This is a genomic window from Haloferax larsenii (assembly GCF_024730625.1).
In the GTDB taxonomy this organism is placed as follows: Archaea; Halobacteriota; Halobacteria; order Halobacteriales; family Haloferacaceae; genus Haloferax; species Haloferax larsenii.
The window spans coordinates 361,119-384,303 of sequence record NZ_CP078063.1; the positions used below are offsets into that span (position 1 = coordinate 361,119).

A 23,185-nucleotide genomic window follows, 5' to 3' on the forward strand; every position below is an offset into this window, starting at 1 on the left:
CATAGTCATTTGCTAACAGTCATCACTTAAGCGACGACGGCGAAGGACCGAAGTGCAGAACCGAGACGGCGAGTCTCGGTTACCTGTACAGCTTCGATCCTCGCTCGTCGAGGTCCGGGTCATCAGGCGTGCGGACACGGTCGACGAGGGTGGTGAGTAGCCCGAGTGCCCATCCCGTCGGAATGGCGAGAACGAACCACATACCGACGTACGCGAATCCCTGCAGTTCGAACGTGTTGCGGATGAACGCGGCGATACCGGCGACGTCGAGCACGTTGTCCAACAGCCAAATCGCCAGCGACGTCGAACTCGGGAACACGACCGACGCCAGCGTCGGTGAGTAGAGCGATGCGACGACCGGGGGGAGAAACAGCGCGGTGACACCCAATGGATAGGCAAGCCCGACTGTGGTCTTTCGCCCGCCTCGCTGGGTGAAAAGCAGTGCGAGCACGGCCGCGACAGTCGCGACGACGCCCGCGGCACCGACTGCGACGAACCCCTCGAAGGCGATAGACGAGACGTACGTCGCGGCGGTGAGCACACCCCAGACGAGCGCCGAGAGGAGTGCAACGCCCACGAATCCGAGTCCCGCCGTCAGACGGTCGATACGGTGGGCGTAAAATCTGGTCGCGAGACCCACGACGAAAAGCGGGTACACCACGGCGAGGAGCAGTGCGCCGAGTACTGCCCACAGGCGGTACCCCCAGCGTTTTCGACTGGACTGTGCGTTCCAGTTTTCGACCACCGAGTGGTTTCCGTCTCGGTCCCGAGCGAACGCCACTTCCATCCAGTTCGCGTGCAACCAGTGCAGGTCGACACGCATGGCTCGGACGGTGGTGGCGACGCGGGATGGAACCCACGCAGGCGTCTGTTGCCAGTCGTCGTCGACAGGGGTGTTCATTCGGAGCGTGCCGTACCGTACTGTTTCCCGTCGGTACGCAGGGATTGTTGGTGCTCGACCGCTGTCTCCTGAATCTCCGCGATTCGGTCGACGTCGGTCACGTTCGACAGCAGAACCACGGCCGTGAGCGCCGTCGCTCGTTCGTTCAGTTCGTCTCCGGCCATCACGTCGACGATGTCCGCCTCTTTTTCGAGCCAGTAGCGGCCGCCTTCGAACCCCTGTCTGGAGAGTGTCTTCGAGGGCCCCGAGAGGACGACAAGCGCCCGCTCGGCGCTCGATATCTCACACGGAAGCGTGAGCTTCGACCGGGCGGCCTCGCGGACGAGTCTGTTGATTTTCGCCGCGTCAGTTGGGGTGTCCTCGTCGCTGTGAGGCGGAGCAGACACCCAACTGGGTTCGGGAATCCACGCGAAGCGGTCGGTCAGCGCGCGGACCCACGAGCGAATTCCGCCCGGTTGTGGGAGGTCGAACGAGGCGTACCCAATCGTCGAGACACCACCCGTATCGAGCGCTCGAATGATGTCGCTCGGGTCCATTCGGTATTCGTCCGCCGACGGGTCGCGGAACTCGCCAGCGGCGAACAGCGCGACGAGTCGCTCGGCCAGCGCGGCGTTGACGGTTGCATAGCCACTGCCGTCAGACTCCGGTCGCGAGGGAGACGCTTCGTCGTCGGCTGTGTCGTCGTCTTCGGAACTGGCGTCGTTGCCTTCAGAACCGGCTTCGTCGTCTCCGAGACGGTTGTCCGGCGCGCTACCTGTTGGTCGCTCACCATCGAGCCACGCGTCGTTGTCGAAGGCGATGACGTTGTCAGCCTTCGAGACGAACGACTGGAGCGACCGCGCAGCAGTCAGTGCTTCTTGCTCGCCTTCCGAATCCGCGGGAAGCACGCCGACTGCGTAGACTGGCTCGTCGCAGATTGCCTTCAGGTGGTCGATGACGACCGCACCGGCACCGCCGCCGGTTCCCCGGCCGAGCCCGGCAATCACCAAGATTCCATCGACCTCGTGGAACTCGATGTGGTCGAACGCGCGGATGATGTCGTTTTTCTCCTCGCGTGCGATTTCGGCCGCGAGGTCGGGGTCGCCGTCGATGTCCGCGCCGTCGGCTTCCCAGTAGACATCCCCAATCGTCAGTCGCCGCGCTTCGGGGACGTGTGCTGTCGTGTCGAACGTCGGCTCCGTCGAGTTGATGAGCAACGTGTTGCCGTTACAGAGGTCTCGACCCGTCGTCTGCTCGGTTTCGAGGATTTGATTCGCGAGGCGACACCCCGCGTTCCCGACGCCGACGACTGCCAGTTTCACAGCCTCACCTCCCGAGAGGTGGACACCAGGCTCCGCGTGGCGGTTGTCCGCGTGGCTGAAGCCGCAGTCGTCGTGCTCCACGTGACGGGAGCCATGGTCAGATGACCGGGTCGATTTTCCCGTCCGAGTCGGTTATCAGGTCGGCAATCTCCTCCTCGCGGACGGCCTCCTGTTCGGCGATTTTCTCCTGTGCCTCGACCGCTTGGTCCTGAATCGACTCGATTCGAGGCGTCTCCGTGACGTTCGACAGAAGCACCACCGCCGAAAGTGCCGTGGCGTTCTCTCGGGGGTCGTCGCCAGCCAACACTTCGACCGTGTCGACCTCGTTTTCGATCCACTCGCGGGCGCTCTCCAGTCCCTTCCGCGAGAGTTCAGACGGCGGTCCGGACAGGACGATGAGCGCTCGGTCGGCACTCGAAACCTCACACGGGAGCGTGAGCCGAGAGTTGACCGCGCGGCGGACGAGGCCGTTTATCTTCGCTGCGGCGTTCGAGCCGTCTTCTATCTCGTGGTCTTCGCGGAAGCGCTTGAGCAGGCCTTCGCCGTTCGTCTTGTCTACCGAAGTCGACGCGTATCCAATCGAAGAGATACCGCTCGTATCGAGCGTTCGGATGATGTCGCTGGAGTCCATCGCGTTCTCGGCGACGGTCGGTTCGTCGTACTCGCCAGCACCGAGGAGCGTGACGAGGCGCGTCGCCAGTTCGCGGTTCATTCCCTCGTAGCCCTCGCCGACCGTCTGGTCCTTCGAGCGCCACGCGTCGTTGTCGAAGGCGATGAAGTTGTCCGTGTTGTTGACGAACGACTGGAGCGACCGGGCGGCGTTCAGCGCCGGGCGACCGCCTTCGTACTTTCCGGGGAGGACGCCCAGTCCGTACACCGGCTCGTCGTACATCTTCTGCAACTCGTTGATGACGACCGGACCCGCGCCACTCCCGGTGCCACCGCCAAGCGACGCACAGACCAAGATGGCGTCGACCTCGTGGATGTCGACGTCGTCGAACGCGCGCCGAATCTCGTCGATGTCGTTTTGGGCGACTTCGGCACCGACTTCGACGTCGCCGCCGACGCCGTGGCCTTTGGCTTTCTGGTGCGTGTCGCCGATTAAAATCCGCTGGCTGTCGGGGATGTGGTCTGGTTTCGAAAGGTCGGTCCGTGCGGTGTTTATCACCATCACGTGGCGGCAGAGTTTTCGGTCCGTAAGCGATTCGAACTCGACCATCTTGTCGACAATCTTGCTACCGGCATTGCCGACGCCGATTATTCCTAATTTCATGGTTGGGTTGCGTGACTAGGAGTGTCCGTGAGAAGGGAACTGAATGCGCGAATGAGGCCCTGAAGTGCCCGGACAGGACCGACCGAAATATTCGGCTCGTTGCATCCACCCGTTTGGTGGAACCCCCCAGTCAAGTGGCCATCCTCACTACCAATAAATAAACAATGTGGCCAAGTGACACACCGATTACTGGACGAACGAGTGGGCCCGGGAAACACACAGCAACTGAGCCGGGGCCCGGCATCGTCTCCTGAGCACCGACGACGACGCTATCTCGTCCGCGCGCCAATCTCTCTGGATGACTTCGACGCGCAATCACCGGTTTTCTGAGGGTCGCGGTTTCGGCAATCCGTACGCGGGGTTCGACTTCGACCCGGTCGAACTCCGACTGAACGGCCGCCTGGTCGACCCAGCCGACGACCACGTTCTCAGCGAGTTCGTCGACGAATCGCAGGTCGTCCCCGAAGACGTCGACGTCGCGGCGCTCGTCGGCATTGGACTCACCTACGTCGCTATCGAGGAGTACGAACAGGCTATCGACAGTTTCGCGCGTGCAATCGCCTACGCGGACGAAGACGCACCGGAAACACAGGAGGCGTGGGTGAACAAGGGCGTCGCACACGCTCAACTGGAGGAGTACGACGAGGCAATCGGCGCGTACCGCGAGGCGCTCCGCATCGACGACGACAGCGAGTTCGCTGCGACGGCGGAGTCGAACCTGGCGTATGCGCTGTGGGAATCCGGCGACGCGTCGTCGCCGCTCGACCACGCCGAACGAGCGACTGAACTCGACCCGCGATTGCCGCACGCGTGGTACAACCGTGGGTTCCTACTCGCCGAACGGGGCCTCTACGAGGACGCGATTCGCTGTTTCGACAGCGCCATCGCACTCGGCATGCGGGACGAATCTGTGTACGGTGAGCGTGAGCGAGCAGTGGAGAAAATCGGCGATATCGAGGCGGCGACAGCCGACTACGAGCAGGTCACGGAACGCGGACGCGACGACGACACGCTCCAAGAGCCCGGCGAGTAGTCCCGCCACCCCAACACACTTTGCGGATACTGTAATAACATGTAATTAGGCCGTGCTGCCCGCCAACGCCCCCTCCCGATTCGACGTCGCCCTCGCCGGAATGGCGGTCTGTTTAGTCCTCGGTGGCGTCGTCGGTCTCGTTTCTGGGATTCCGACCCACCTTGCGACGAGCGGTGGTGCAACGGGTGCAGCGGCGCTTGCAGTAGGTGCAACCGCCGACGGACTCTGACGAAGTTACCAACCCACGACATTCGTTATCACCACTGATATCTGGTGGGTCAACACTTTACGTTCGATTAGCTTGCGAACGAGTAGCATGAGAATCGCACGGTTCGTTCCAGAGGTCCTCAGACGGAGTTACCTCCGGAAGTTCTTGCTCGTCCTCGTGGTCGTCGCCGGGGTGATGGGCGGGTTGGGCTTCTACATCTCGGGGATGGTTACCGAGGAGGTCCGGGCCGACGCCCACTCCGAACTGGAGATGGTCGCGTCGCTCGAAGCCGAAGAATTGTCGAGTTGGCTGGAGGGATACACGCGGACGGCCCGGATGTTCTCGGAGTACGATGCAATCCGCTCCGGGAACCCCGACGCAATCGACACAGCCCTCGAAAGAGAGAAAGACCAACTCCCATCAGAGGTGCTCGCAGTCCACTACGTCAAGCCGTCGAACGGTGACATCGTCCACAGTACCGACGCCGTGCTGGAGACGAAGACCATCGCCGACCTCGAAGTGTCGTGGACGACCGGGTCGCTGACGATGAACGACGGCGTTGCCATCTCCGAGGTGTACCGCTACGCCGGGGGGCAGCGCCTCGCGTTCCTCAGCCCCGTCGCGGGCCGAGACGCTGCGGTCATGATTGTCGTCGATGCGTCGCGTCACGCCCAGACCATCAGTGAACCAATCGAAGGGTCGCACACGCAGGTCGTCACCGCCGACGGCGTCGTCGCCTTCGACAAGTACCACAGTAACGTCCTCCAACAGTACCGTGGCGATTCCTCGACGCCCGCGCTCGACGCGGCAGTCTCGGGAGAAACCGGCGTCATCGAACGCGATGGGAAAGTCGTCGGTCACGCTCCCGTCGAGGGGACTGACTGGGCCGTGCTCATCCAAGCACCACCCGAGAGCACCTACGCGCTTGCGACGTTGGTCGAGCGAGATATCACTATCCTCATCGGCGTCGCGCTGGGCGGTCTCGGACTTGTCGGCCTCGTCATCGGCCGCGGGACGGTCGTCTCGCTCCGGCGACTCCGTGGTCGCGCCGAGACACTCGCGAGCGGCGACCTCGACGTGGACCTCTCGACCTCGCGTGTCGACGAGTTCGGTGCACTGACCAACTCGTTCGCCGAGATGCGCGACAACCTCAAGGACCGAATCGAAGCGGCCGAAGAGGCCCAAGAAGACTTGGCTGCAGCCGCGGCCGACTACCAAGCGACGATGGACCGCGTGGCGACGGGCGACCTGACGGTTCGGACCTCGGTCGAACCGGACGACGACGCGATGGCCGCTGTCGGCGACGGCATCGACTCGATGGTCGACGAACTCGAAGACACCATCGGGCAGGTCGCGACGTTCGCGGCGACCGTCGATACTGCCGGAGAGCGCGTCACCGCAGGGACCGAAGAGGTCACTTCGGCCTCCGAACGCGTCGAGCAGGCGACCGCCGACATCTCCGATGGGGCGTCCACGCAGGCGACGCTCCTCGACGAAGTCTCGACCGAGATGCAGGACCTCTCGGCGACCGTCCAAGAGGTCGCCGCCTCCGCCGACGAACTCGCCAGCCTCGCCACCGAAGCCAGCGAACGCGGACAAGACGGTCGCGACGCGAGCGCCGCCGTCCACGAAGAGATGGCGGCTATCGACGACCGAGTCGCCGCGGCGGCAGACGGCGTCGAAGCGCTCCGCGACGAAGTGGCGGAGATTGGCGAAGTCGTCGACCTCATCGAGGACATCGCCGACCAGACGAACTTGCTCGCGCTCAACGCCTCCATCGAGGCCGCCCGCGCCGGCGAAGCAGGAAAGGGCTTCGCCGTCGTCGCCGACAGCGTCAAACAACTCGCCACCGAGACGGCCGAAGCGACGACCGAAATCGCCTCCTCGATAGACGAGGTCGAAACGGCAGCCGACGAGACCGTCTCAGAAGTCAACGCAGCCAGAGAGCGCGTGTCCAACGGGGCGGAGACGGTCGCAGACAGCGTCCAGGCAATCGACGAAGCGGTCGACCGACTCGACGAGGTCGACGACGGGGTGGCCGCTATCGACGCCGCGACCGCTTCGCAGGCCGAAGCGGCGCAGTCGGTTGCACTCCGCGCCGACGAAGCGGTCGAAATCGCCAGCGAGACGCAAAGCGAGGCGGCCGATGTCGCTGCCGCAGCTCGCGAACAGAACGACGCGATGATGGGCGTTGCCGGGCAGATACAGGAACTCTCCGGAACGACCGAAGAACTCCGGGCGCTCGCCGACCGCTTCGAGGTACGAACCGACGAAGTCGAGACCCTCGACGGCGAGAACCACGCCATCGAAGCCGAGGCGACCGACGAGCCGACCCCCTTACCGGAAGGCGCCGAGCCGAATGTCGCAGCCGAACCCAGTGGGGAGCCTGACGGAGGACACAGCAGCGATGGCGCTGACGACGCGCACATCGACGGCAACTCCGAACCGGAAACTCCCGACGACACTCCTGAGTCGGGGGCTCCTGAGGACATAGACGTCGTCCCGGAGCCCGACGTCGACGACGACGTACTCTCGTCGCCGACGCTCTCGGAGCTCGCGGCCGACGGCACCGGAGACGACGAGTAGCACTCTCCCGCGCAGAACGGCCAAGTGCGATTCCCGCGCGAACACTCTTCTCCAACGAACCGTCGCGAACGCTGTCAGTACCACGAGACGACCACAGCGTCGCCACTCGATGCGGATACAGCCGGTAAAATCGATAGACTGGCGGCTCGATGGTCGAGTTCTTCAGAAAGGGATAGGCAGCCGCACGGGAGCGGCCCGTGCGGCGAATGCCGCCCTAGATTGGTCCCCGCTGACGCTTCGGCCCTCCAAAGCGAAGCGTCACCTAAACGGAGTGCGGCGAGATACTTAAACATGCCGCCATTCTGCCGATTCCGGCGGAATCGGGCGATTCGGGGACCGAACACGAACCGACCGAGACGCAACGGCCTTTTCTCCCATCAGTTCCTTCCTCTCGCCATGAGTGAACAGCAGGAGCTTCCCGGTCGGGTCCGCCGGGCGTTCGGCGACCACGGTTCGTTCGAGCACGAGGGCGACCGAACGTTCGTCTCGACGACGACGCACTTCGATGGCCGCGTCACCGTCACACAGCGGGATGACGGGAAAATCGAGTTCGAGGTGTCGGTTCGCGTCCCGATGCTGTCGGCCGTCACCGAAGACGGAGTCGCCGACATCGTCGAAGACGGCTGGTTCGAGACGTTCGAACTTCGGATGGACGACGCCGGCGGCGTAACCGCAGGCGACCACCAGCTCGAACCGACCGTAGAGCGCCAGGACGACGAGGCACTCGTCGAAACGTCGTTCGCGGACATCAACGAGCGTCGCGGCGTCGACGACGCGGGCGCAGTCATCGACTACGTCGAGGGGACGTTCGTCCAAGGAATCATCCCCGGGTACGACTACACCGAACCGGTGACGAGTATCCTGAGTCGAGCACAGGAGAACGCCGGAACGGGATTCTGAAACTGACGGTACGAGCGGCGGACGAAGCACGTCTGACGGCCGACTCAGTCCATCGCGATGTACGTCTGTGTGCCTTCGATTCCCTCGACCTGTTGGATGCCGTTTGCGACTTCCTTGACGTCGGCCGGCGAGTCGACGTCGACTTTCACGATGAAATCGACGTCGCCCGCGACGATGTGGACGCTCTCGATACCGTGGTCGACGTCGACGAGTTCTTCTCTCAGTTGGTCGATACCATTCGCGACGGTTGCGGCTTTCACCATGATGTATGCATGAACCATCTCAAGCACCTCCTGCAGCAGTGACGACTTCGTCGCCGACGAGGAGTTGACGCACGTCGTCGAGGACGTCGAAGTCGGCGAGAACGGCGACGCGGTCGCCGGTTTCGAGTGAGTCATCCGACAGCGGGAGACTCATCGGACTGTCTTTCTTCCCGAACGCGAGGATGCGCGCGTGGGCCGGAAGCGCAACCTCTTCGATACTGTACCCGTTCATGGGCGAACTCTCCGTGACCGTCACGAGGATGACCTGTAGGTTCTGGGCGATATCCGCGATAGCGCGAATCGACCCGCCGAGAAGGGCGTTCTTCGCACCAATCGCTCCCAGTCGCTCGGGGTAGACGATTTCGTCGACTTCCCTGGCGTACTTCTGGTACACTTCTTCGCGGTAGTCCTCGTCGACGCGGAGCACCGTCCGACAGCCGAAGTGTTTGGCAATCATGCACGCCGCGAAGTTGACGTTGAGGTCGGCTGTGAGCGCGCCGAGGGCGTCCGCCTCGTCGATGCCGGCCTCCAGCAACACCTCCTCGCGGGAGCCATCACCTTCCACCACCTCGAAGTCCCTCTCACGGGCCCGGTTCACCCGGTCGCGGTCTAACTCGATGAGGACGATGTCGTGACCCTCCTCTCGAAGGACCCGGGCTGTCCGTAGCCCCACCCGTCCAGAACCAATGATAACGAACCGCATGGAAGTACGGTATGTCGGCGAAGGCAAATAACCTTACCCCGGTTTCGGTCGAACCACCGGACATCGAACGGAGCAAGGCTTTTGCATCGTGTGATAGAATATCCCACACATGGTTCACGCCTTCATCATGGTGAAGACCGGTGCCGGGGAATCAGAACAGTTGCTCGGTCCGATTCGCGACTTCGAGACGGTTGCAGAGGCCCACATCGTCGCCGGGGCGTACGACATCATCGCGGAGGTCGACACCGAAGCGGTGTACGAAGTCCTGAAGACGGCATCGACGCGCATTCAGGGGTTACAGGGCGTCTCCGAGACGAAGACGTACATTTCACTCGACGACTGAGTCGCCGACGCCGTCACCGACAGGTCGGCTGCGGCGTCAGCGCTCGATGTGGAACGGTCCGTGTTCGTCGACGTGCGCCATGTGCTCGGCCCGCTGTTCGGCGAGTTCCGGCGTGAGGTCTTCGTACACGTAGTCGAACAACTCGTCCGGACCGGGCTCCGGCGTCTCTTCTGCCGTCTCCTTGGCCTCGCGGAGTTCCTCGTTCGCGTCCTCGTACATCGCGTCGAGTTCGTCCTCGTCGACGATGCCCGCGTCGAGACAGAACTCCTCGAACCGTTCGAGGGGGTCGGCAGTCCGCCACTCGGGGAGGTCGGGGTCGTCGTCTCGGTAGCGCGTCGGGTCGTCTGCGGTGGTGTGTGCGCCCTGTCGGTACGTCAGGCTCTCGACGAGCACCGGCTTGCCCTGTCGGGCCTTTTCGAGCGCGTCGCTGACGACTTCCCGAACGGCGAGCGGGTCGTTCCCGTCGACTTGCACGCCTTCGATGCCGTAGGCCTCGGCCTTCACCGCGATAGAGTCACTCGCAGTCTGGCGGTCGCGGGGGAGCGAGATGGCCCAACCGTTGTTCTCACAGAAGAAGACGACTGGTGCGTCGAAGACGCCCGCGAAGTTGAGTCCCTCGTGGAAGTCGCCCTCGGAAGTCGCGCCGTCGCCGAAGCAGACGAGCGCTGCGTAGTCGTCGCCGCGGTAGGTGCTGGCCATGCCAACCCCGGCAGCGTGGGGAATCTGGCTGGCAATCGGGACGGCCTGCGGGAACACCGGAACGTCGTGGTCGGACTCGTATTCGGCGTAGCCGCGGCGGAAGAGAAAGAGGTCGCTCGGCGGCACGCCGCGAGCAATCTGCAGCGCGTTCGACCGATACGTCGGGAGGAGCACGTCGTCTTCGCGCATCGCGTGCGCGGCACCGATTTGTGACGCTTCCTGTCCCTTGAACGGCGGGTAGCCACTCATCCACCCGCGTCGCTGGAGGGCGAGTGCACGTTCGTCGAACCGGCGCGCTCGAATCATGTCGCGGAGGGCGGCACGGGCGTCGTCTTCGGTGAAGTCCGTGTCGTCCAACCCGTGCTCGGCGATGAGTCGATGCATGCGCGGAGGGTCACGGTCCTTCGTGATAAACGTCCCCGGTTTGGACCCTGGTGTCACTCGACTGACTCCGGTTGGGTCGGTCAATTCGCGTCGCCACGCGGCCTGGCGACTCGCGCGTAACGTGCTTCAAAAATAATCTATTAATGCGACGTAGCGACTGGATAGCAATTCACCTCCTCTGTCTCGACTGGGCTATGTATCCACGTCTGCAGGAGAGCGCGAAGGCTATCGCCGCGACGGCGCTCGGGGCGGTCGTCATGCTCGCCGCCCTCGGCGGTGCTGGCTTCGGTGGTCCTCTCGTGCCCGCGACCGACACCGAGTCGGGCGCTGGCTCGACTGGTTCACTCGACGATTCGGAGAGCGTCGGTGCCATCGGAGACAACGAGACGACGACTACCGAGACAGACGAGACGGACGAGACGAACACCTCGACCGAGACAGACGGGACGGACGAGACGAACACCTCGACCGAGACAGACGGGACGGACGAGACGAACACCTCGACCGAGACAGACGGGACGGACGAGACGAACACCTCGACCGAGACAGAAGTGAACTCGACAGATGAATCGACGGAGGACGGTGAGAATACGACCGTCGAATCGACGGGGAGTACAGACGGGGCGACGAGTGGAGACGAAGCAGGTGAGTCGGACGATTCGGATGATACGGACGACGCGGACACGGACGACACGGACGACGCAGTTGCTTCGGGCGGTGACGACAGCGACGAGACTGACGACGCGGACCAGGGAGACGAAACGACGGCTGACGATTCGACAGCCACCGACGAGACAGCAGACGCCACGCCCGCGGAGGACTCTGAAACGGTCGAGTCGGCAGGACCGACGGACACAGACAGCGACGGTATCCCTGACAGCGACGAGCGCGCGGGTGACCTCGACGGCGACGGCGTCCCCAACGTGGAGGACTGGGACGACGACGGCGACGGCATCTCGACGGCCCGCGAGCGATTCGATACCTGGCCGTCAGACGTGGACAACGACGGCGCGCCCGCGTGGTACGACACCGACACCGATGGCGACGGCATCCCCGACAGTCGGGAAGGGACGGCCGATACGGACGGCGACGGACTGCCGAACTACAACGACCGCGACAGCGACCGTGACAAGGTGGGCGACGCCCTCGAACGGACTGCGCCGACGGACCCGTACAATCCCGACACCGACGGCGACGGGAGCAGCGACCTCGCCGAGTGGAACAGTCTCGGCGGCGACCCGGTCGATGGTGACGTGAGCATCCAACAGTCAGACACCGACGGCGATGGCCTCGAAGACGACAGCGAGCAGCAAGGCGGGCTCAACCCCGCCGACCCCGATTACGACGGTGACGGCTACCTCGACGGCGACGAGGTGTACGAACGCTACACGACCGACCCGAAGGACCCCGACACCGACGGTGGCGGGGCGTACGACGGCGTCGAAATCGAGGCCGGAACGGACCCGACTGACGCCAGCGACGACGCGCAAATCGACGATTGGGACGGTGACGGACTCGCCAACGACTACGAGCAGGCTATCGGCCTGGACGCGAGCGACCACGACACCGACGGCGACGGGCTGAGTGACCGCGTCGAACTCGAAGCGGGTCTCGACCCGACCGACCCCGAAAATCGCGTCGTGGACGACGACTTCGACGACGACGGTGTCTCGAACACCGACGAACTCGACGCGGGAACCAACCCCTTCCGCGCCGAATAGCCCCGCCGGGAGCGACAGGGAAAAGACGCCCCGATACTAACCCCCGGTATGGTCTCGGTGGTCAACCTCGCGCTGATGGGCGTCGTACTCGTGCTTCACACCCTCATCGCGGCGGTCATGACGCGCTTCTTCCGCCTCCGATTGAAGACGCAGTGGGGGTACATCCTCTACGCCCTGTTCCTCATCCCGCTGGTACTGTTCGTGTCCACGCTCGTCTTCTCGGGCGTGTTGGGTATCGGCGTGGACCTCGGGAGTACCGCAGCAGCGTTCGGCGTGATGATTGGGATGCCGCTAGTCCTCGGATTCACCATCGACACGCTGTACGTCCCTCCCCCAGAAGAGTTCGAGAACCTGCCCGAGTCGCGGTAGCGGAGCACGGCCTGTCGGACGTATCGACTGCGATTGAAGGCCCTACGCGTCGGCGAGAATGTCGTCCAGGGCCGCTTCGACTTCGTCGAGAACCTCTTCGGGTGACTGTGTGGCGTCGATTCTGACGAACCGGTCCGGCTCCGCCTCGATGAGTCGCTCGTAGTTCGCGCGCACCTCGGCGAGGTACGCCGCCTGTTCGAACTTGTTCGTCGACCCACTCCGAGCGGCGGCCGTCTCGGGGTCTACGTCGAGGTAGATGGTCTTGTCCGGCGGGCGAGTGAACGCCGAGTGAATTCCCCTGATGTACTCCATCGGGCGCTTCAGGTCGCTGTCGCGGAGCGAGGCACCCTGATAGGCGTACCGAGAGTCGGAGTACCGGTCAGAGATAACGAGTTCACCCGCGTCGAGGGCGGGTCGAACGACGCGCGAGAGATGGTCGGCGTGGTCGGCGGTGAACAGAAACAGCGTCGCGAGCGGGTCGGCGTCGTCGTCGCCGATAGCGCGGTTGACCGCCTCACCGTACCACGAATCGTCGGTTGGTTCTCGTGTGAAGACCGCGTCCGAATACGTGTCACGGAGCGCCTCCCAGACGGTGGTCTTCCCACTTCCGTCGAGTCCCTCGAGGGTGACGAGCATACGTCCCCCGAGTCGCCCCTGCGAAAAAAGCGCCCCGAACTGGCGCAGCGATACTCACCCCGAACTGCCGGGGCGACACGCGCCACAAACTGCCGTAACGATAATGTCAACCCAACACGATGACCACATGTGTTGTTCCGTGAGTAACCGATGGGATGCACTCCTCCCAGTGTCGTTACCGTACAGTGTCGTCTGGTACGACGAGACGGTGCCACTGGGAGACGAAGGCTTCGCAACCAAGCTTCGAGAGGTTGCAACACCGTGTGAGGCCCCCGACGAATGGCACTACGAACACGAGGAAGTCGTCGTCTACGACGAAGGCGGGAAGATGATTAAGCGGACAGATGGTCCGCTTATGCCACCGATATTGGCGTGACAGACACACCGCCGAACTGACTCGAATCCTCGGTCTACCGAACACTCTTGTCGTCGGCAACTACTCCGGCGAAATCCACCTCGAACTCCCGTTAGCTTTAGGCTCGCTCCGCCGAATAATTCGCTATGAAAGTCCTTGTTGTCGGCGGAAGCGGATTCGTCGGTAGTAACCTCTGCCGAGAGCTGAAGTCGCGCGGGCACAGCGTGACTGCGATGTCACGCAACCCCACTAGCGAGGACCTCCCGGAGGGCGTCGAGACGGCCGTCGGCGACGTCACGGATTACGACTCCATCACCGACGCGTTCGAGGGGAAAGACGCCGTCGTGAACCTCGTCGCCCTCTCGCCGCTGTTCAAGCCGGACGGCGGCTACCGGATGCACGACATCGTCAACTGGCAGGGCACCGAGAACGTCGTGAAAGCCGCCGAGGCACACGACGTGCCCCGCCTAGTGCAGATGAGTGCGCTCGGCGCGGACCCGGACGCAGACACGGCGTACATCCGGTCGAAAGGAAAAGCCGAAAACGCGGTGAAGTCGTCCGGCCTCGACTGGACCATCTTCCGGCCGTCGATTATCTTCGGCGAGGGCGCGGAGATAATCGACTTCACGAAGAAGCTCAAGGGGATGTTCGCGCCCGGCGTCCCCCTGTACCCGCTGCCCGGGAACGGCCGGACGCGGTTCCAGCCAATCTGGATCGACGACCTCACGCCCATGTTCGGCGAAGCCATCGAAGACGACGCGCACGTGGGTAAGACCTACGAAATCGGCGGCCCGGAGATACTCACGCTCCGGGACGTGACAGAGATGATATACGAGTCTGAAGGGAAGTCCATCACCATCGTGCCGCTGCCGATGCCGCTGGCTCGGGTCGGTCTCACGACGCTCGGGTTCGTCCCCGGCTTCCCGATGGGTGCCGACCAGTACCGGTCACTCAAAATCGACAACGCGGTCGCAAACAACGACATCGGTTCCTTCGGCGTCGACAAATCGTCGCTGAAGACGTTCGAGGAGTTCCTCTCGAAACGGAACTGAGAACACGCCGTGCGGCCGACCCGACCGAACTGAACAATCGGGTCGTTTCTCGGGTCCAAACACCGAGAAACCCTGTTAATCATATATAAATCACGAATATTGATAATGTCACGCGTCCGTCAGCCAGAATAATGATTGCTTAAAATTCCGCCTCCGTCCGCCGTTTTTTCCAGCCAATCTGTTCCTGGGTTGACACCTGGCCATCACAACGCTTATGTCTGCGTTCGTACTGGCTTTCACGCAATGGCGAGGGGACCGAACCTATGAAGCTCGCAATGATCGGATTCGGGCAAGCCGGGGGAAAGATCGTCGACAAATTCGTCGAGTACGACCGGCAACGCAACTCGGACATCGTCCGTGCAGCAGTTGCAGTCAACTCGGCGAAAGCCGACTTGCTCGGACTCGAAAACATCCCGAAGGACCAGCGCGTCCTCATCGGCCAGTCCCGCGTGAAGGGGCATGGCGTCGGTGCGGACAACGAACTAGGCGCGGAAATCGCCGAAGAAGACATCGACGAAGTGCAGGGTGCAATCGATAGCATCCCAGTTCACGAAGTCGATGCCTTCCTCGTGGTCTCTGGACTCGGTGGCGGTACCGGGTCCGGCGGCGCGCCGGTCCTCGCGAAACACCTCAAACGCATCTACACTGAGCCTGTCTACGGCCTCGGCATCCTGCCGGGGTCCGACGAGGGTGGTATCTACACTCTCAACGCCGCACGCTCGTTCCAGACGTTCGTCCGCGAGGTCGACAACCTCCTCGTGTTCGACAACGACGCGTGGCGAAAGACCGGCGAATCGGTGCAGGGCGGCTACGACGAGATTAACCAGGAAATCGTCAACCGCTTCGGCGTCCTCTTCGGCGCCGGCGAGGTCAAGGACGGACAGGAAGTCGCAGAATCTGTCGTCGACTCCTCGGAGATTATCAACACACTGGCTGGCGGCGGCGTCTCGACCGTCGGCTACGCCTCCGAGGGTGTCGAACCGCGAGAGAACAAGAGTAGCGGCCTCCTGTCGCGACTCACTGGCGGTGACGAACCCGACGACAACCTCGACACCGCCCACACGACGAACCGCATCACCAGCCTCGTACGCAAGGCTGCACTCGGCCGCCTCACACTCCCGTGTGAGATCGAAGGTGCCGAGCGCGCGCTGCTCGTACTCGCTGGCCCGCCGGAGCATCTGAACCGGAAAGGCATAGAGCGCGGGCGGAAATGGATCGAGGAGCAGACCGGGTCCATGGAAGTTCGCGGCGGCGACTACCCGATTCCGGGCGCCGGAAAAGTCGCCAGTGTCATCCTCCTTTCGGGCGTGACCAACGTGCCACGCATCAAGGAGCTCCAGCAGGTCGCCATCGAGGCGCAAGACAACATCGAAGAGATCCGTCAGGAGAGCGATTCGAACTTGGAGAACCTCATAAACGATGACGAAGACGAGCTGGAGTCGCTCTTCTAAGCTGGCGCTCGCGCTCGTCGTGCTGCTGTCGGCCCTCGTGGCCCCGGCAGGAGCCGTGAGCGTCGCGTCCGACGACGTCCCGAGCGAAGCACAGGCCGACTCGAAAGTGACCGCGTCGGTCACGCTCGACGAACTGTACAAGAACCCACAACTCGAATCGTGGTCGCTCGCCGGAAGCACTGAGCTCGAAGACGTGACGTGGACCGTCACGTACTACGACCAGACGGGCGCAAAAGTCGACCAGCAGTCCTTCGACGGGCAGAACTTCAGTGGCGCACAGGTCGTCGCTGACGACGGGACGAGCGAAGTCGAAGTCAAGGTGACCGGAACGGTGCCGGCGGTCGAGGAGTACTCCTACGACCCCGCACAGACGTTCACCGCCGTCTCGCTCAACCAGACCCGCGAAGGTGGCTCTAGCAACCACATCCAGACGTGGGACGTGAACCACTACACCGAAGACAGTGCCGCCGCGCGCGCCAAACTCGACAGCGCACAGGCGACCATCAGTTCGGTGAGTGGCGCGAACACGAAGGAGGCACAGCAGTCGTTCGACAACGCAGTTGACGCCTACAACAGCGGCAACTTCGACCTCGCGACGACGCTGGCCGAAGAAGCGGAGACCCGCGCGAACAAAGCGAAGCAGTCGAGCCAGACGACCCAACTGCTCATCTACGCAGCAGGTGGGCTCGTCGTCGTCGCACTGCTCGCCGGTGGCTTCCTCTACTGGAAGTCCCAGCAGCAGACCTACGACAAACTGGGCTGATTCTCCGTGCGAGTGGTCGTTCCCTTCGGGGCACAGTCCCCGAAGACGCGACTCGCTCCACTACTCGACGGCGCCGAGCGACGCGACTTCGCAGTCGCGATGCTTCGAGACGTCCTCGATGCGGTGTGTGACGCCGGCGGGACACCACTCGTTCTCGCAGATGCTCCCCTCGACGCACCCATCGACGCGCCCGTCGCAGTCGACGACCGCCCGCTCACGGACGCGGTGAACAACCAACTCGCGGCGGGCACGCCTGTCGCCGTCGTGATGGCGGATTTGGCGCTCGCGACACCCGAAGCGCTCACGCGGCTCTTCGAGACAGCGGGAGATGTAGTCGCTGCGCCCGGACTCGGTGGCGGCACGAACGCGCTCGTCGTCCGCCACCCGGACTTTTCGGTCGATTACCACGGTGCGTCCATCGCCGACCACCGACGCCTCGCCGACGAGGCGGGGGCGACGTTCGTCGAAGTCGATTCACTGCGCCTCGCCGTCGACGTGGACGAACCCGCCGATTTCGTCGACGTGCTCCTTCACGGGGAGGGGCGCGCTCACGAGTGGGTCGTCGACGCTGGAATCCGCCTCCAACGTGGCGACGGCCGGGTCGGCGTAGTTCGCGCGCGCCGATAGGACCATAATGTTCCACGGTAAACAGTAGCTTGGCGCGGTGTGTCTGTGCGCCGGCGGGAACTGAGGCCACGTGCGCCGCGCCCTTCCGAGCCGTCTGTCGGCGGTGCGGGAGGCAGTGAAACTCCGGCCGCCACGCTACGACCTGACCGACGCTTACAAAGAGTCTCTCAGGTGTGTGGCGGGTTTACGGAGGAGTCGGAGTAGTGTCTGGCACCAACACTCCGACTTCGTTCTCGCCAATCGGTTCCGACCAGTGAGCCCCGCGACTGACACGTTTTTTGTCCTCCACCACAGACCGAGTGGTATGTTCCCCGGAGCCGACGAGTACGGAGTCGAAGTCGACGTGGACGCCGACGAAGTCGACCGACTCCTCTCGGTCGGCCCCGACGACGTCGAGAAGCCACAGTCCGTGTCGTTCTCGCGGAACGTGTTCGTGCCGTTGACGACCGCGTGCCGGTACACCTGTACCTACTGCACGTACTACGACGTCCCCGGGCAGGCGACGCTCATGTCGCTCGACGAGGTTCGCGACGTGGTTCGCATGGGTGCTGACGCCGGATGCACGGAGGCGCTGTTTACCTTCGGCGACGAACCCGACGACCGGTACACCGAGATTCATCGCCAACTCGACGAGTGGGGATACGACGACATCCTCGACTACCTCGCGGCCGCGTGCGAGGTCGCACTCGACGAAGGCCTCCTCCCGCATTCGAACCCCGGCGACCTTACGCGCGAGCAGCTGGCCGACCTCGCGCCACTGAACGCGAGTATGGGCGTGATGCTGGAGACCACCGCCGACGTGGACGCACACGCCGGAAACCGTCGAAAGACGCCGGGGCAGCGACTCAACACCATCCGCGCCGCGGGCGAGGTTGGCATGCCATTCACCACGGGCATCCTCGTCGGTATCGGCGAGTCGTGGCGCGACCGCGCGGAGAGCCTGCTCGCCATCCGCGACCTGCACGAGCGTTACGGGCACGTCCAAGAAGTCATCGTTCAGAACGTCGTGCCGAACGAGCGGTCTGACTTCGAGCGCCCGTCTATCGAGACGATGCGCCGCGTCGTCTCGATGGCGCGCGCGGCGCTTCCAGCGGAGGTGTCGGTGCAGGTTCCGCCGAATCTCTCGGAAGCCGCGTCGCTCGTGGACTGTGGCGTCGACGACCTCGGCGGCGTCTCGCCCGTCACGGACGACTACGTCAACCCCGACTACGCGTGGCCGGCGCTGCAAGAACTCGCCGATATCGCCGACGAAGCGGGCGTTTCGCTTCACGAGCGGCTGCCAGTCTACGAGCGGTTCTTGCCGAGCGAAGACAGCGCGGTCGGAACGGGAGACGAGTGTGAGTGGCTTCGAGGCCCCATCGTCGAGCGACTTCGCACGGACGACGTTCACGGAGAACGGCTTCGGAGCGTTGCACGCGGTGACGGGCCGCTGTCGGTGCCGGACCAAGCGAATCGTACTCAGTCGTAAAACGACCCGGCAATCGAGACGACGCGGTTCCGGGGGAGCACGCGCGTCGCTTGCGCGAGCGCCTTCATCCGCATCGACGGGACGATGATGCGTTTCCCATTTTTCAGCCCGCGATAGCCGGCTCGGGCGACCGATTCGGGGTCGTTGAGACGCTGGTCGGCGGCACCGGAGCCGTCCATCCCGTCGAGCGACACGAGTTCGGTGTCGACGGGGCCGGGACACAGCGCGCTGACGGTGACACCGGCGGCTTCGAGTTCGTCCGCGATGGCCTCGGTGAACGAGAGGACGTAGGACTTCGTGGCCGCGTAAACCGCCAGCTTCGGCGTCGGAGCCATCGCAGCCATCGACGCCGTGTTGAGTATCTCGCCGTGTCCACGCTCGACCATGGGCTTCGCAAAGCGCTTTGTCAGCTCAGTCAGCGCGACGAGGTTGACCTGAATCATGTCGAGGTCGGTCGACAGGGACGTCTGGTCGAATCGACCGTGCGACGAAAAACCGGCGTTGTTCACGAGCGCGTCGATTTCGATTTCGGCGTCCGCCAGTTCGTCGGCGAGCGCCGCCGGTGCGTCGGGGTCGGCGAGGTCGGCCGTATAGACCGACGCCGAGACACCGTGAGTCGATTCGAGGTCTTCGGCGAGCGTTTCGAGCCGCGCGCGACGTCTGGCCGTCAACACGACGTCGTACCCATCGGTGGCGAACTGCCGTGCTAACTGTGCGCCGATACCGCTCGATGCACCCGTGACGAGCGCCGTCTGCGTGTCGGAGTGGGTCATTGTGGCTATCGCTTTGGAATGTGGAGTGAAAAGCTGTCGAGTAGCGAGTATTGGAGTAACTCCCAATATTCGGAGTGGTTGCCAATAGTACAGATGTTAAAGTATTATACTACCGGCCACAACCATCGGACCATGAGTACGCCACGCGGGATGGACAAAGACAGCGAGGAACCGGAAGACTGTGGTCAGCTAGCCGAACTCGACGCCAGCAGCGAAATCAGCGACGTGCTCTCGCTTTTCGGCAAGAAGCACACGCTCGCAATCATGCACGAGTTCGCGTTCAGCGACTCGGGACTTCGGTTCAAAGACCTCGAAGAACGACTCGGCATCTCGTCGACGACCCTCTCGAACCGACTCGCCGAACTTACGGACGCGGGATTCATCGAACGCTACTCGTACGACGAGATTCCGCCACGTGTAGAGTACGTCGCCACCGAGAAGACGCACTCGCTCACGCCGATTTTCGAGGACCTCTACCAGTGGATCGTAGAATACGAAGTCGAGAGTGCGGCTGCCGAGTTAGACGGTGACTGAGTCACAGCCAGCGGAGAATCAATAATCGAGGTACTCGGGCTGTGACGGTGACAGTCCGTCATCGGCGTCGCACCAACACCGAAAACAGTGCGACGAGCGCCGCGTACATCGCGGGCGTCCGCCCGGAGAGTTGCGGGACGCGTTTTCGAACGGTCGTATACCCGATAGCCACAATGAGACTCCCGACGAGGACGAGATGCACGTCGCCACCGAAGACGAGAAACCCCGGAATCGACAGCACCGCGGCGAATGCGAGGTCGCCGGGCGACCCGTCATAGGCGGCCCAGCGACGTGGTGCGACCCAACCACCCGCAGACCGAACATAGACGCCGCGGTCGGTAGCCGCCTCCCACGGGTTCGGTTCGCTGCTCCCGCCCGCGAGGTCGGCGAGGCAGTGCAGCGCCGCAGCGGCGAATCCGGTCGCCGCGAGCACCGGCGTCACGTCGCCCGTCGCGACCGCGACGACACCGGCGACGACTGCGCCGCCGACAAACGCTTCGAGTTGGTGGAGCGTCTTGCGGTGGACGCCGACGACCATGTCGAGGTCGGGCGCGAGTCCGCCGACCAGCGCAGCAGCGACGACGAGCGGCGTCGCTTCGGGGACGACGGCCGCGACGACGGCAGCAAACGCGATGCTCATGGCGGCATGCGTGGGTGCCATCATCGGGTCGTCACCTCCCACTGCGTCGGCGAAGTTGACATCCTTCGCTACTCTCCGTCGCGGAGACGCTTCAGTGCCGTGGTCCGTCTGGTACATAGATACGGTGACAAGTGTTGAGACGGGCGTCTGGCTATGGTGGTGGTGAGGTGACGGTCAGGGGGAGATGGTGAGGTGACGGTCAGGGGGAGATGGTGAGGTGACGGTCAGGGGGTAGCGCTGACTCAGATATTGAACCACTCCGGCATCCGCTTTCGAAAGCCGGTGTAGAAGACGGCGACAGCGACACCGACGAGGACGACAAGTCGAAGTCCGCCATCGAACGCGAGGTAGCCCGGAATCGAAAACAGGAGCGTCAACACGAGGTCTTCCGGCGCGCCGTCGTAGCGGACGACGTAGCGAGGGCGAAGCCAGCGCTTGGCCGGGTGCACGTACACGGCGCGGTCGGAGGTCCGATGCCACGGCCGGAGTTCGTCGCCCGCGCCGAACCAATCCGAGATGGAGTGGACACCTGCCGAGAGGAGGAAAAACGCGATAGCGACGACCACCGCACTGGGTGCGACGACCGCGACGAGGCCAACCAACACGGCCGCGAGCGTGTAGTAGACGGGGAAGTGCAGGCTCTTGCGATGGGTGCCGACGAAGAGGTCCACGTCGGGGACGACGCCGCCGACGAGCGCGCCGACGGCAGCGACTGGTGCGAGTTCGGGTGCAATCCACACGAGCGGCGCGGCGAGTGCCAGTCCCACCGCCGCGTGGGTGGTCGCCATCATCTCAGTCGTCTGCGAGCGCGGGGTCGCGACTGCGCTCCAACAGCGGTGTCCCGTCCGCATGCGGCCCGAGCATCGGACCGTGTGTGTCGGCGTCGATATCCAGCGGGCGGCGAGTCCGGTAGTCCGTCGAGCGTTCGACCGGCTGGCGGCCGATTGCGGTAATCATATCGACGTACTCGTCGAACGAGCGGAACTCGCCGAACTCGCCGCCGGCGCGCTTCGTAATCTCCTCGGAGAGAATCGTCCCCATCAGGTCGTCGGCCCCGCAGTTGAGCAGTTTGAGCGCCTTCGCGTTGCCGAACTTCACCCACGACGACTGGATGTGGTCGACGTTGTCGAGATAGAGCCGCGCGACGGCGACCATCAGTTCGTCTTCGTCGTCTGTCGCGCCGCCGGTGACGAGGCCGCGGTCGTACAGCGGCGTGTTCTGGTGGACGAACGACAGCGGGACAAACTCGGTGATGCCGCCGTATCGGTCCTGCAAGTCGCGGACGACGTCGAGGTGCATCACGCGATGCATCTCGTTTTCGACGTGGCCGTACATGATGGTCGCCGTCACGTCGAGGCCCGCTTGCATCGCGCCTTCCATCCCAGCGACCCACTCGTCGGTGCCGATTTTTCCGGGGCAGATAACGTCGCGGACTTCCGGGACGAGAATCTCCGCCGCAGTGCCGGGTGCGCTGTCGAGACCGGCCGCGTCGAGGCGGCGGTAGACTTCCTCGTAGGTCCAGTCAGTGCCGCGCTTGGCGTGGTGAGCCTCTTCGGGTGTCATCGAGTGGACGTGGACGCCGTCGACCGACATCGCCGCGAGTTGCTCGGCGTACGTGCCGGGGTCGGCGTCGTAGACCTCGGGTGGCTTGTAGTTCACCTCGGCGGCGGGATTGTCGTACGACTGGAGAATCTCGCGGTGTTCCTCGTCGAGGACGAGCGCCGGGTGGAGGCCAGAGACGGAGGTGACTTCGTAGATACCCATCTCGACGGCGTCGGCGACGATATCGCGGGATTCGGCGGGCGTCTTCGTGAATCCCTGGTGGTCGACATCGGAGTCCGACTCGAACAGGTGGGCAGTGTTCTTGAAGTTACAAAAGAGACAGCCGGTGGTACAGGCCGTCGTCACGTTGTTGTTGAGGTTGGCGACGAACGTCACCTCGTCGCCGACCATCTCGGCGCGGCGGCGGTCGGCCGCTTCGAGGACGAGTTCCTTTCGCCGGGCGTCGATTCCGGCACTGTCGGTACCGGTCGTCATTAGTTCGACGCCGTTGGCGACGCTGAGGCGCTCGCCCGCTCGTGCCTTCTGTAAGGCCTCTTCGAACGACTGGTCGGTCTCCGGGACGTGGTCGAACCCGAAGTCGTCGCGGGCGGCACCGGTCATGGTCGTGGAGAACGCGCTACGGCGGTAAAAAACGGGGCG

Annotated in this window: 25 protein-coding genes; 14 read left to right on the forward strand and 11 right to left on the reverse strand. The window is 63.7% G+C overall.

What is annotated here, in order from left to right:
- Window positions 1-79: 79 nt before the first annotated feature.
- The 3 genes from KU306_RS01965 to KU306_RS01975 are packed head-to-tail and all read right to left on the reverse strand — an operon-like array spanning window position 80 to window position 3,475.
- Window positions 80-901 (reverse strand): hypothetical protein, encoded by an 822-nt coding sequence (locus KU306_RS01965; protein WP_258302712.1) that lies wholly within the window; start codon window positions 899-901, stop codon window positions 80-82.
- A complete protein-coding gene (locus KU306_RS01970) occupies window positions 898-2,283 on the reverse strand; it encodes a tubulin/FtsZ family protein (RefSeq protein ID WP_425499532.1) in 1,386 nt (461 codons plus the stop codon). Before KU306_RS01970 ends, KU306_RS01965 begins: the two co-directional genes overlap by 4 nt.
- Window positions 2,284-2,299: 16 nt before the next feature.
- Window positions 2,300-3,475 carry a tubulin/FtsZ family protein gene (locus tag KU306_RS01975; RefSeq protein ID WP_007542512.1) on the reverse strand — a complete coding sequence of 392 codons (1,176 nt, stop codon included), beginning with the start codon at window positions 3,473-3,475 and terminating at the stop codon, window positions 2,300-2,302.
- Between the two features lie 298 nt (window positions 3,476-3,773).
- Here KU306_RS01975 and KU306_RS01980 point away from each other — a divergent pair, with 298 nt between their 5' ends.
- The 4 genes from KU306_RS01980 to KU306_RS01995 all read left to right on the forward strand — a co-directional run bounded on the left by KU306_RS01980 (window position 3,774) and on the right by KU306_RS01995 (window position 8,202).
- Window positions 3,774-4,508: a tetratricopeptide repeat protein gene (locus tag KU306_RS01980; RefSeq protein WP_007542510.1), complete on the forward strand. Its 735-nt coding sequence runs from the start codon at window positions 3,774-3,776 to the stop codon at window positions 4,506-4,508.
- Between the two features lie 52 nt (window positions 4,509-4,560).
- Window positions 4,561-4,737: a DUF8015 family protein gene (locus tag KU306_RS01985; RefSeq protein ID WP_160163436.1), complete on the forward strand. Its 177-nt coding sequence runs from the start codon at window positions 4,561-4,563 to the stop codon at window positions 4,735-4,737.
- 87 nt (window positions 4,738-4,824) lie between these two features.
- Entirely contained in the window at window positions 4,825-7,302 is a 2,478-nt protein-coding gene (locus KU306_RS01990; protein ID WP_258302714.1) for a methyl-accepting chemotaxis protein, read from the forward strand.
- Window positions 7,303-7,698: 396 nt separating this feature from the next.
- Window positions 7,699-8,202 (forward strand): DUF5813 family protein, encoded by a 504-nt coding sequence (locus tag KU306_RS01995; protein ID WP_007542506.1) that lies wholly within the window; start codon window positions 7,699-7,701, stop codon window positions 8,200-8,202.
- A 44-nt stretch (window positions 8,203-8,246) separates the two neighbouring features.
- Here the strand turns inward: KU306_RS01995 and KU306_RS02000 are convergent, their stop codons facing one another.
- Both KU306_RS02000 and KU306_RS02005 read right to left on the reverse strand, forming a co-directional pair.
- Complete coding sequence (locus tag KU306_RS02000; protein WP_049918739.1) at window positions 8,247-8,483, reverse strand: Lrp/AsnC ligand binding domain-containing protein; 237 nt, start codon at window positions 8,481-8,483, stop codon at window positions 8,247-8,249.
- 1 nt (window position 8,484) lies between these two features.
- Window positions 8,485-9,168: a potassium channel family protein gene (locus KU306_RS02005; protein ID WP_007542502.1), complete on the reverse strand. Its 684-nt coding sequence runs from the start codon at window positions 9,166-9,168 to the stop codon at window positions 8,485-8,487.
- A 109-nt stretch (window positions 9,169-9,277) separates the two neighbouring features.
- On the opposite strand from KU306_RS02005, the gene KU306_RS02010 reads away from it, so the two are divergent.
- Window positions 9,278-9,511 carry an Lrp/AsnC ligand binding domain-containing protein gene (locus KU306_RS02010; RefSeq protein ID WP_007542500.1) on the forward strand — a complete coding sequence of 78 codons (234 nt, stop codon included), beginning with the start codon at window positions 9,278-9,280 and terminating at the stop codon, window positions 9,509-9,511.
- Between the two features lie 36 nt (window positions 9,512-9,547).
- Here the strand turns inward: KU306_RS02010 and KU306_RS02015 are convergent, their stop codons facing one another.
- Window positions 9,548-10,594 (reverse strand): thiamine pyrophosphate-dependent dehydrogenase E1 component subunit alpha, encoded by a 1,047-nt coding sequence (locus KU306_RS02015; protein WP_007542498.1) that lies wholly within the window; start codon window positions 10,592-10,594, stop codon window positions 9,548-9,550.
- A 143-nt stretch (window positions 10,595-10,737) separates the two neighbouring features.
- Here KU306_RS02015 and KU306_RS02020 point away from each other — a divergent pair, with 143 nt between their 5' ends.
- Window positions 10,738-12,315: a thrombospondin type 3 repeat-containing protein gene (locus KU306_RS02020; RefSeq protein WP_258302715.1), complete on the forward strand. Its 1,578-nt coding sequence runs from the start codon at window positions 10,738-10,740 to the stop codon at window positions 12,313-12,315.
- A gap of 48 nt (window positions 12,316-12,363) precedes the next feature.
- Window positions 12,364-12,684: a DUF7991 family protein gene (locus KU306_RS02025; RefSeq protein ID WP_258302716.1), complete on the forward strand. Its 321-nt coding sequence runs from the start codon at window positions 12,364-12,366 to the stop codon at window positions 12,682-12,684.
- A 42-nt stretch (window positions 12,685-12,726) separates the two neighbouring features.
- Here the strand turns inward: KU306_RS02025 and tmk are convergent, their stop codons facing one another.
- Entirely contained in the window at window positions 12,727-13,320 is a 594-nt protein-coding gene (gene tmk, locus KU306_RS02030; RefSeq protein ID WP_258302717.1) for a dTMP kinase, read from the reverse strand.
- Between the two features lie 139 nt (window positions 13,321-13,459).
- Between tmk and KU306_RS02035 the strand changes: the two genes are divergently transcribed.
- The 6 genes from KU306_RS02035 (at window position 13,460) to cofG (ending at window position 19,036) form a co-directional block, all read left to right on the forward strand.
- Window positions 13,460-13,696, forward strand: a complete 237-nt coding sequence (locus KU306_RS02035; protein ID WP_425499533.1) for a hypothetical protein — start codon at window positions 13,460-13,462, stop codon at window positions 13,694-13,696.
- Between the two features lie 125 nt (window positions 13,697-13,821).
- Window positions 13,822-14,727 carry a complex I NDUFA9 subunit family protein gene (locus KU306_RS02040; protein WP_258302718.1) on the forward strand — a complete coding sequence of 302 codons (906 nt, stop codon included), beginning with the start codon at window positions 13,822-13,824 and terminating at the stop codon, window positions 14,725-14,727.
- A 263-nt stretch (window positions 14,728-14,990) separates the two neighbouring features.
- The gene (locus KU306_RS02045; RefSeq protein WP_007542487.1) at window positions 14,991-16,178 is read left to right on the forward strand and encodes a tubulin/FtsZ family protein; all 1,188 of its coding nucleotides are present in this window, start codon (window positions 14,991-14,993) and stop codon (window positions 16,176-16,178) included.
- Window positions 16,147-16,941 carry a hypothetical protein gene (locus tag KU306_RS02050; RefSeq protein WP_258302719.1) on the forward strand — a complete coding sequence of 265 codons (795 nt, stop codon included), beginning with the start codon at window positions 16,147-16,149 and terminating at the stop codon, window positions 16,939-16,941. Before KU306_RS02045 ends, KU306_RS02050 begins: the two co-directional genes overlap by 32 nt.
- Window positions 16,942-16,947: 6 nt before the next feature.
- Window positions 16,948-17,568, forward strand: a complete 621-nt coding sequence (gene cofC / locus KU306_RS02055) for a 2-phospho-L-lactate guanylyltransferase (RefSeq protein ID WP_258302720.1) — start codon at window positions 16,948-16,950, stop codon at window positions 17,566-17,568.
- Window positions 17,569-17,872: 304 nt separating this feature from the next.
- Entirely contained in the window at window positions 17,873-19,036 is a 1,164-nt protein-coding gene (cofG, locus tag KU306_RS02060; protein WP_258302721.1) for a 7,8-didemethyl-8-hydroxy-5-deazariboflavin synthase subunit CofG, read from the forward strand.
- Here the strand turns inward: cofG and KU306_RS02065 are convergent.
- Window positions 19,027-19,809, reverse strand: a complete 783-nt coding sequence (locus KU306_RS02065) for an SDR family NAD(P)-dependent oxidoreductase (protein ID WP_258302722.1) — start codon at window positions 19,807-19,809, stop codon at window positions 19,027-19,029. The two genes, cofG and KU306_RS02065, sit on opposite strands and share 10 nt — an antisense overlap.
- Before the next feature lie 132 nt (window positions 19,810-19,941).
- Here KU306_RS02065 and KU306_RS02070 point away from each other — a divergent pair, with 132 nt between their 5' ends.
- Window positions 19,942-20,343 carry a winged helix-turn-helix transcriptional regulator gene (locus KU306_RS02070; protein ID WP_258302723.1) on the forward strand — a complete coding sequence of 134 codons (402 nt, stop codon included), beginning with the start codon at window positions 19,942-19,944 and terminating at the stop codon, window positions 20,341-20,343.
- Between the two features lie 58 nt (window positions 20,344-20,401).
- Here KU306_RS02070 and KU306_RS02075 read toward each other — a convergent pair whose 3' ends face one another.
- The 3 genes from KU306_RS02075 to cofH all read right to left on the reverse strand — a co-directional run bounded on the left by KU306_RS02075 (window position 20,402) and on the right by cofH (window position 23,146).
- Window positions 20,402-21,004, reverse strand: a complete 603-nt coding sequence (locus KU306_RS02075; RefSeq protein WP_258303414.1) for a hypothetical protein — start codon at window positions 21,002-21,004, stop codon at window positions 20,402-20,404.
- A gap of 221 nt (window positions 21,005-21,225) precedes the next feature.
- On the reverse strand, window positions 21,226-21,774 hold the full coding sequence (locus tag KU306_RS02080) for a hypothetical protein (protein WP_074795920.1): 549 nt from the start codon (window positions 21,772-21,774) through the stop codon (window positions 21,226-21,228).
- 1 nt (window position 21,775) lies between these two features.
- Entirely contained in the window at window positions 21,776-23,146 is a 1,371-nt protein-coding gene (gene cofH / locus KU306_RS02085) for a 7,8-didemethyl-8-hydroxy-5-deazariboflavin synthase subunit CofH (protein WP_258302724.1), read from the reverse strand.
- Window positions 23,147-23,185 lie beyond the last annotated feature (39 nt).

Bases quoted from the DNA above. Each gene is read 5' to 3' on its own strand.
- KU306_RS02040 (WP_258302718.1), top strand. From the start codon at position 13,822: ATGAAAGTCCTTGTTGTCGGCGGAAGCGGATTCGTCGGTAGTAACCTC.
- KU306_RS02020 (WP_258302715.1), top strand. From the start codon at position 10,738: ATGCGACGTAGCGACTGGATAGCAATTCACCTCCTCTGTCTCGACTGG.
- KU306_RS02010 (WP_007542500.1), top strand. From the start codon at position 9,278: ATGGTTCACGCCTTCATCATGGTGAAGACCGGTGCCGGGGAATCAGAA.
- KU306_RS02015 (WP_007542498.1), bottom strand. From the start codon at position 10,594: ATGCATCGACTCATCGCCGAGCACGGGTTGGACGACACGGACTTCACC.
- KU306_RS02045 (WP_007542487.1), top strand. From the start codon at position 14,991: ATGAAGCTCGCAATGATCGGATTCGGGCAAGCCGGGGGAAAGATCGTC.
- KU306_RS01980 (WP_007542510.1), top strand. From the start codon at position 3,774: ATGACTTCGACGCGCAATCACCGGTTTTCTGAGGGTCGCGGTTTCGGC.
- KU306_RS01975 (WP_007542512.1), bottom strand. From the start codon at position 3,475: ATGAAATTAGGAATAATCGGCGTCGGCAATGCCGGTAGCAAGATTGTC.
- KU306_RS02005 (WP_007542502.1), bottom strand. From the start codon at position 9,168: ATGCGGTTCGTTATCATTGGTTCTGGACGGGTGGGGCTACGGACAGCC.
- KU306_RS01965 (WP_258302712.1), bottom strand. From the start codon at position 901: ATGAACACCCCTGTCGACGACGACTGGCAACAGACGCCTGCGTGGGTT.
- tmk (WP_258302717.1), bottom strand. From the start codon at position 13,320: ATGCTCGTCACCCTCGAGGGACTCGACGGAAGTGGGAAGACCACCGTC.
- cofH (WP_258302724.1), bottom strand. From the start codon at position 23,146: ATGACCGGTGCCGCCCGCGACGACTTCGGGTTCGACCACGTCCCGGAG.
- KU306_RS02050 (WP_258302719.1), top strand. From the start codon at position 16,147: ATGACGAAGACGAGCTGGAGTCGCTCTTCTAAGCTGGCGCTCGCGCTC.
- KU306_RS02075 (WP_258303414.1), bottom strand. From the start codon at position 21,004: ATGGCACCCACGCATGCCGCCATGAGCATCGCGTTTGCTGCCGTCGTC.
- KU306_RS02025 (WP_258302716.1), top strand. From the start codon at position 12,364: ATGGTCTCGGTGGTCAACCTCGCGCTGATGGGCGTCGTACTCGTGCTT.
- cofG (WP_258302721.1), top strand. From the start codon at position 17,873: ATGTTCCCCGGAGCCGACGAGTACGGAGTCGAAGTCGACGTGGACGCC.
- KU306_RS01990 (WP_258302714.1), top strand. From the start codon at position 4,825: ATGAGAATCGCACGGTTCGTTCCAGAGGTCCTCAGACGGAGTTACCTC.
- KU306_RS02065 (WP_258302722.1), bottom strand. From the start codon at position 19,809: ATGACCCACTCCGACACGCAGACGGCGCTCGTCACGGGTGCATCGAGC.
- KU306_RS01995 (WP_007542506.1), top strand. From the start codon at position 7,699: ATGAGTGAACAGCAGGAGCTTCCCGGTCGGGTCCGCCGGGCGTTCGGC.
- KU306_RS02000 (WP_049918739.1), bottom strand. From the start codon at position 8,483: ATGGTTCATGCATACATCATGGTGAAAGCCGCAACCGTCGCGAATGGT.
- KU306_RS02070 (WP_258302723.1), top strand. From the start codon at position 19,942: ATGAGTACGCCACGCGGGATGGACAAAGACAGCGAGGAACCGGAAGAC.
- KU306_RS02080 (WP_074795920.1), bottom strand. From the start codon at position 21,774: ATGATGGCGACCACCCACGCGGCGGTGGGACTGGCACTCGCCGCGCCG.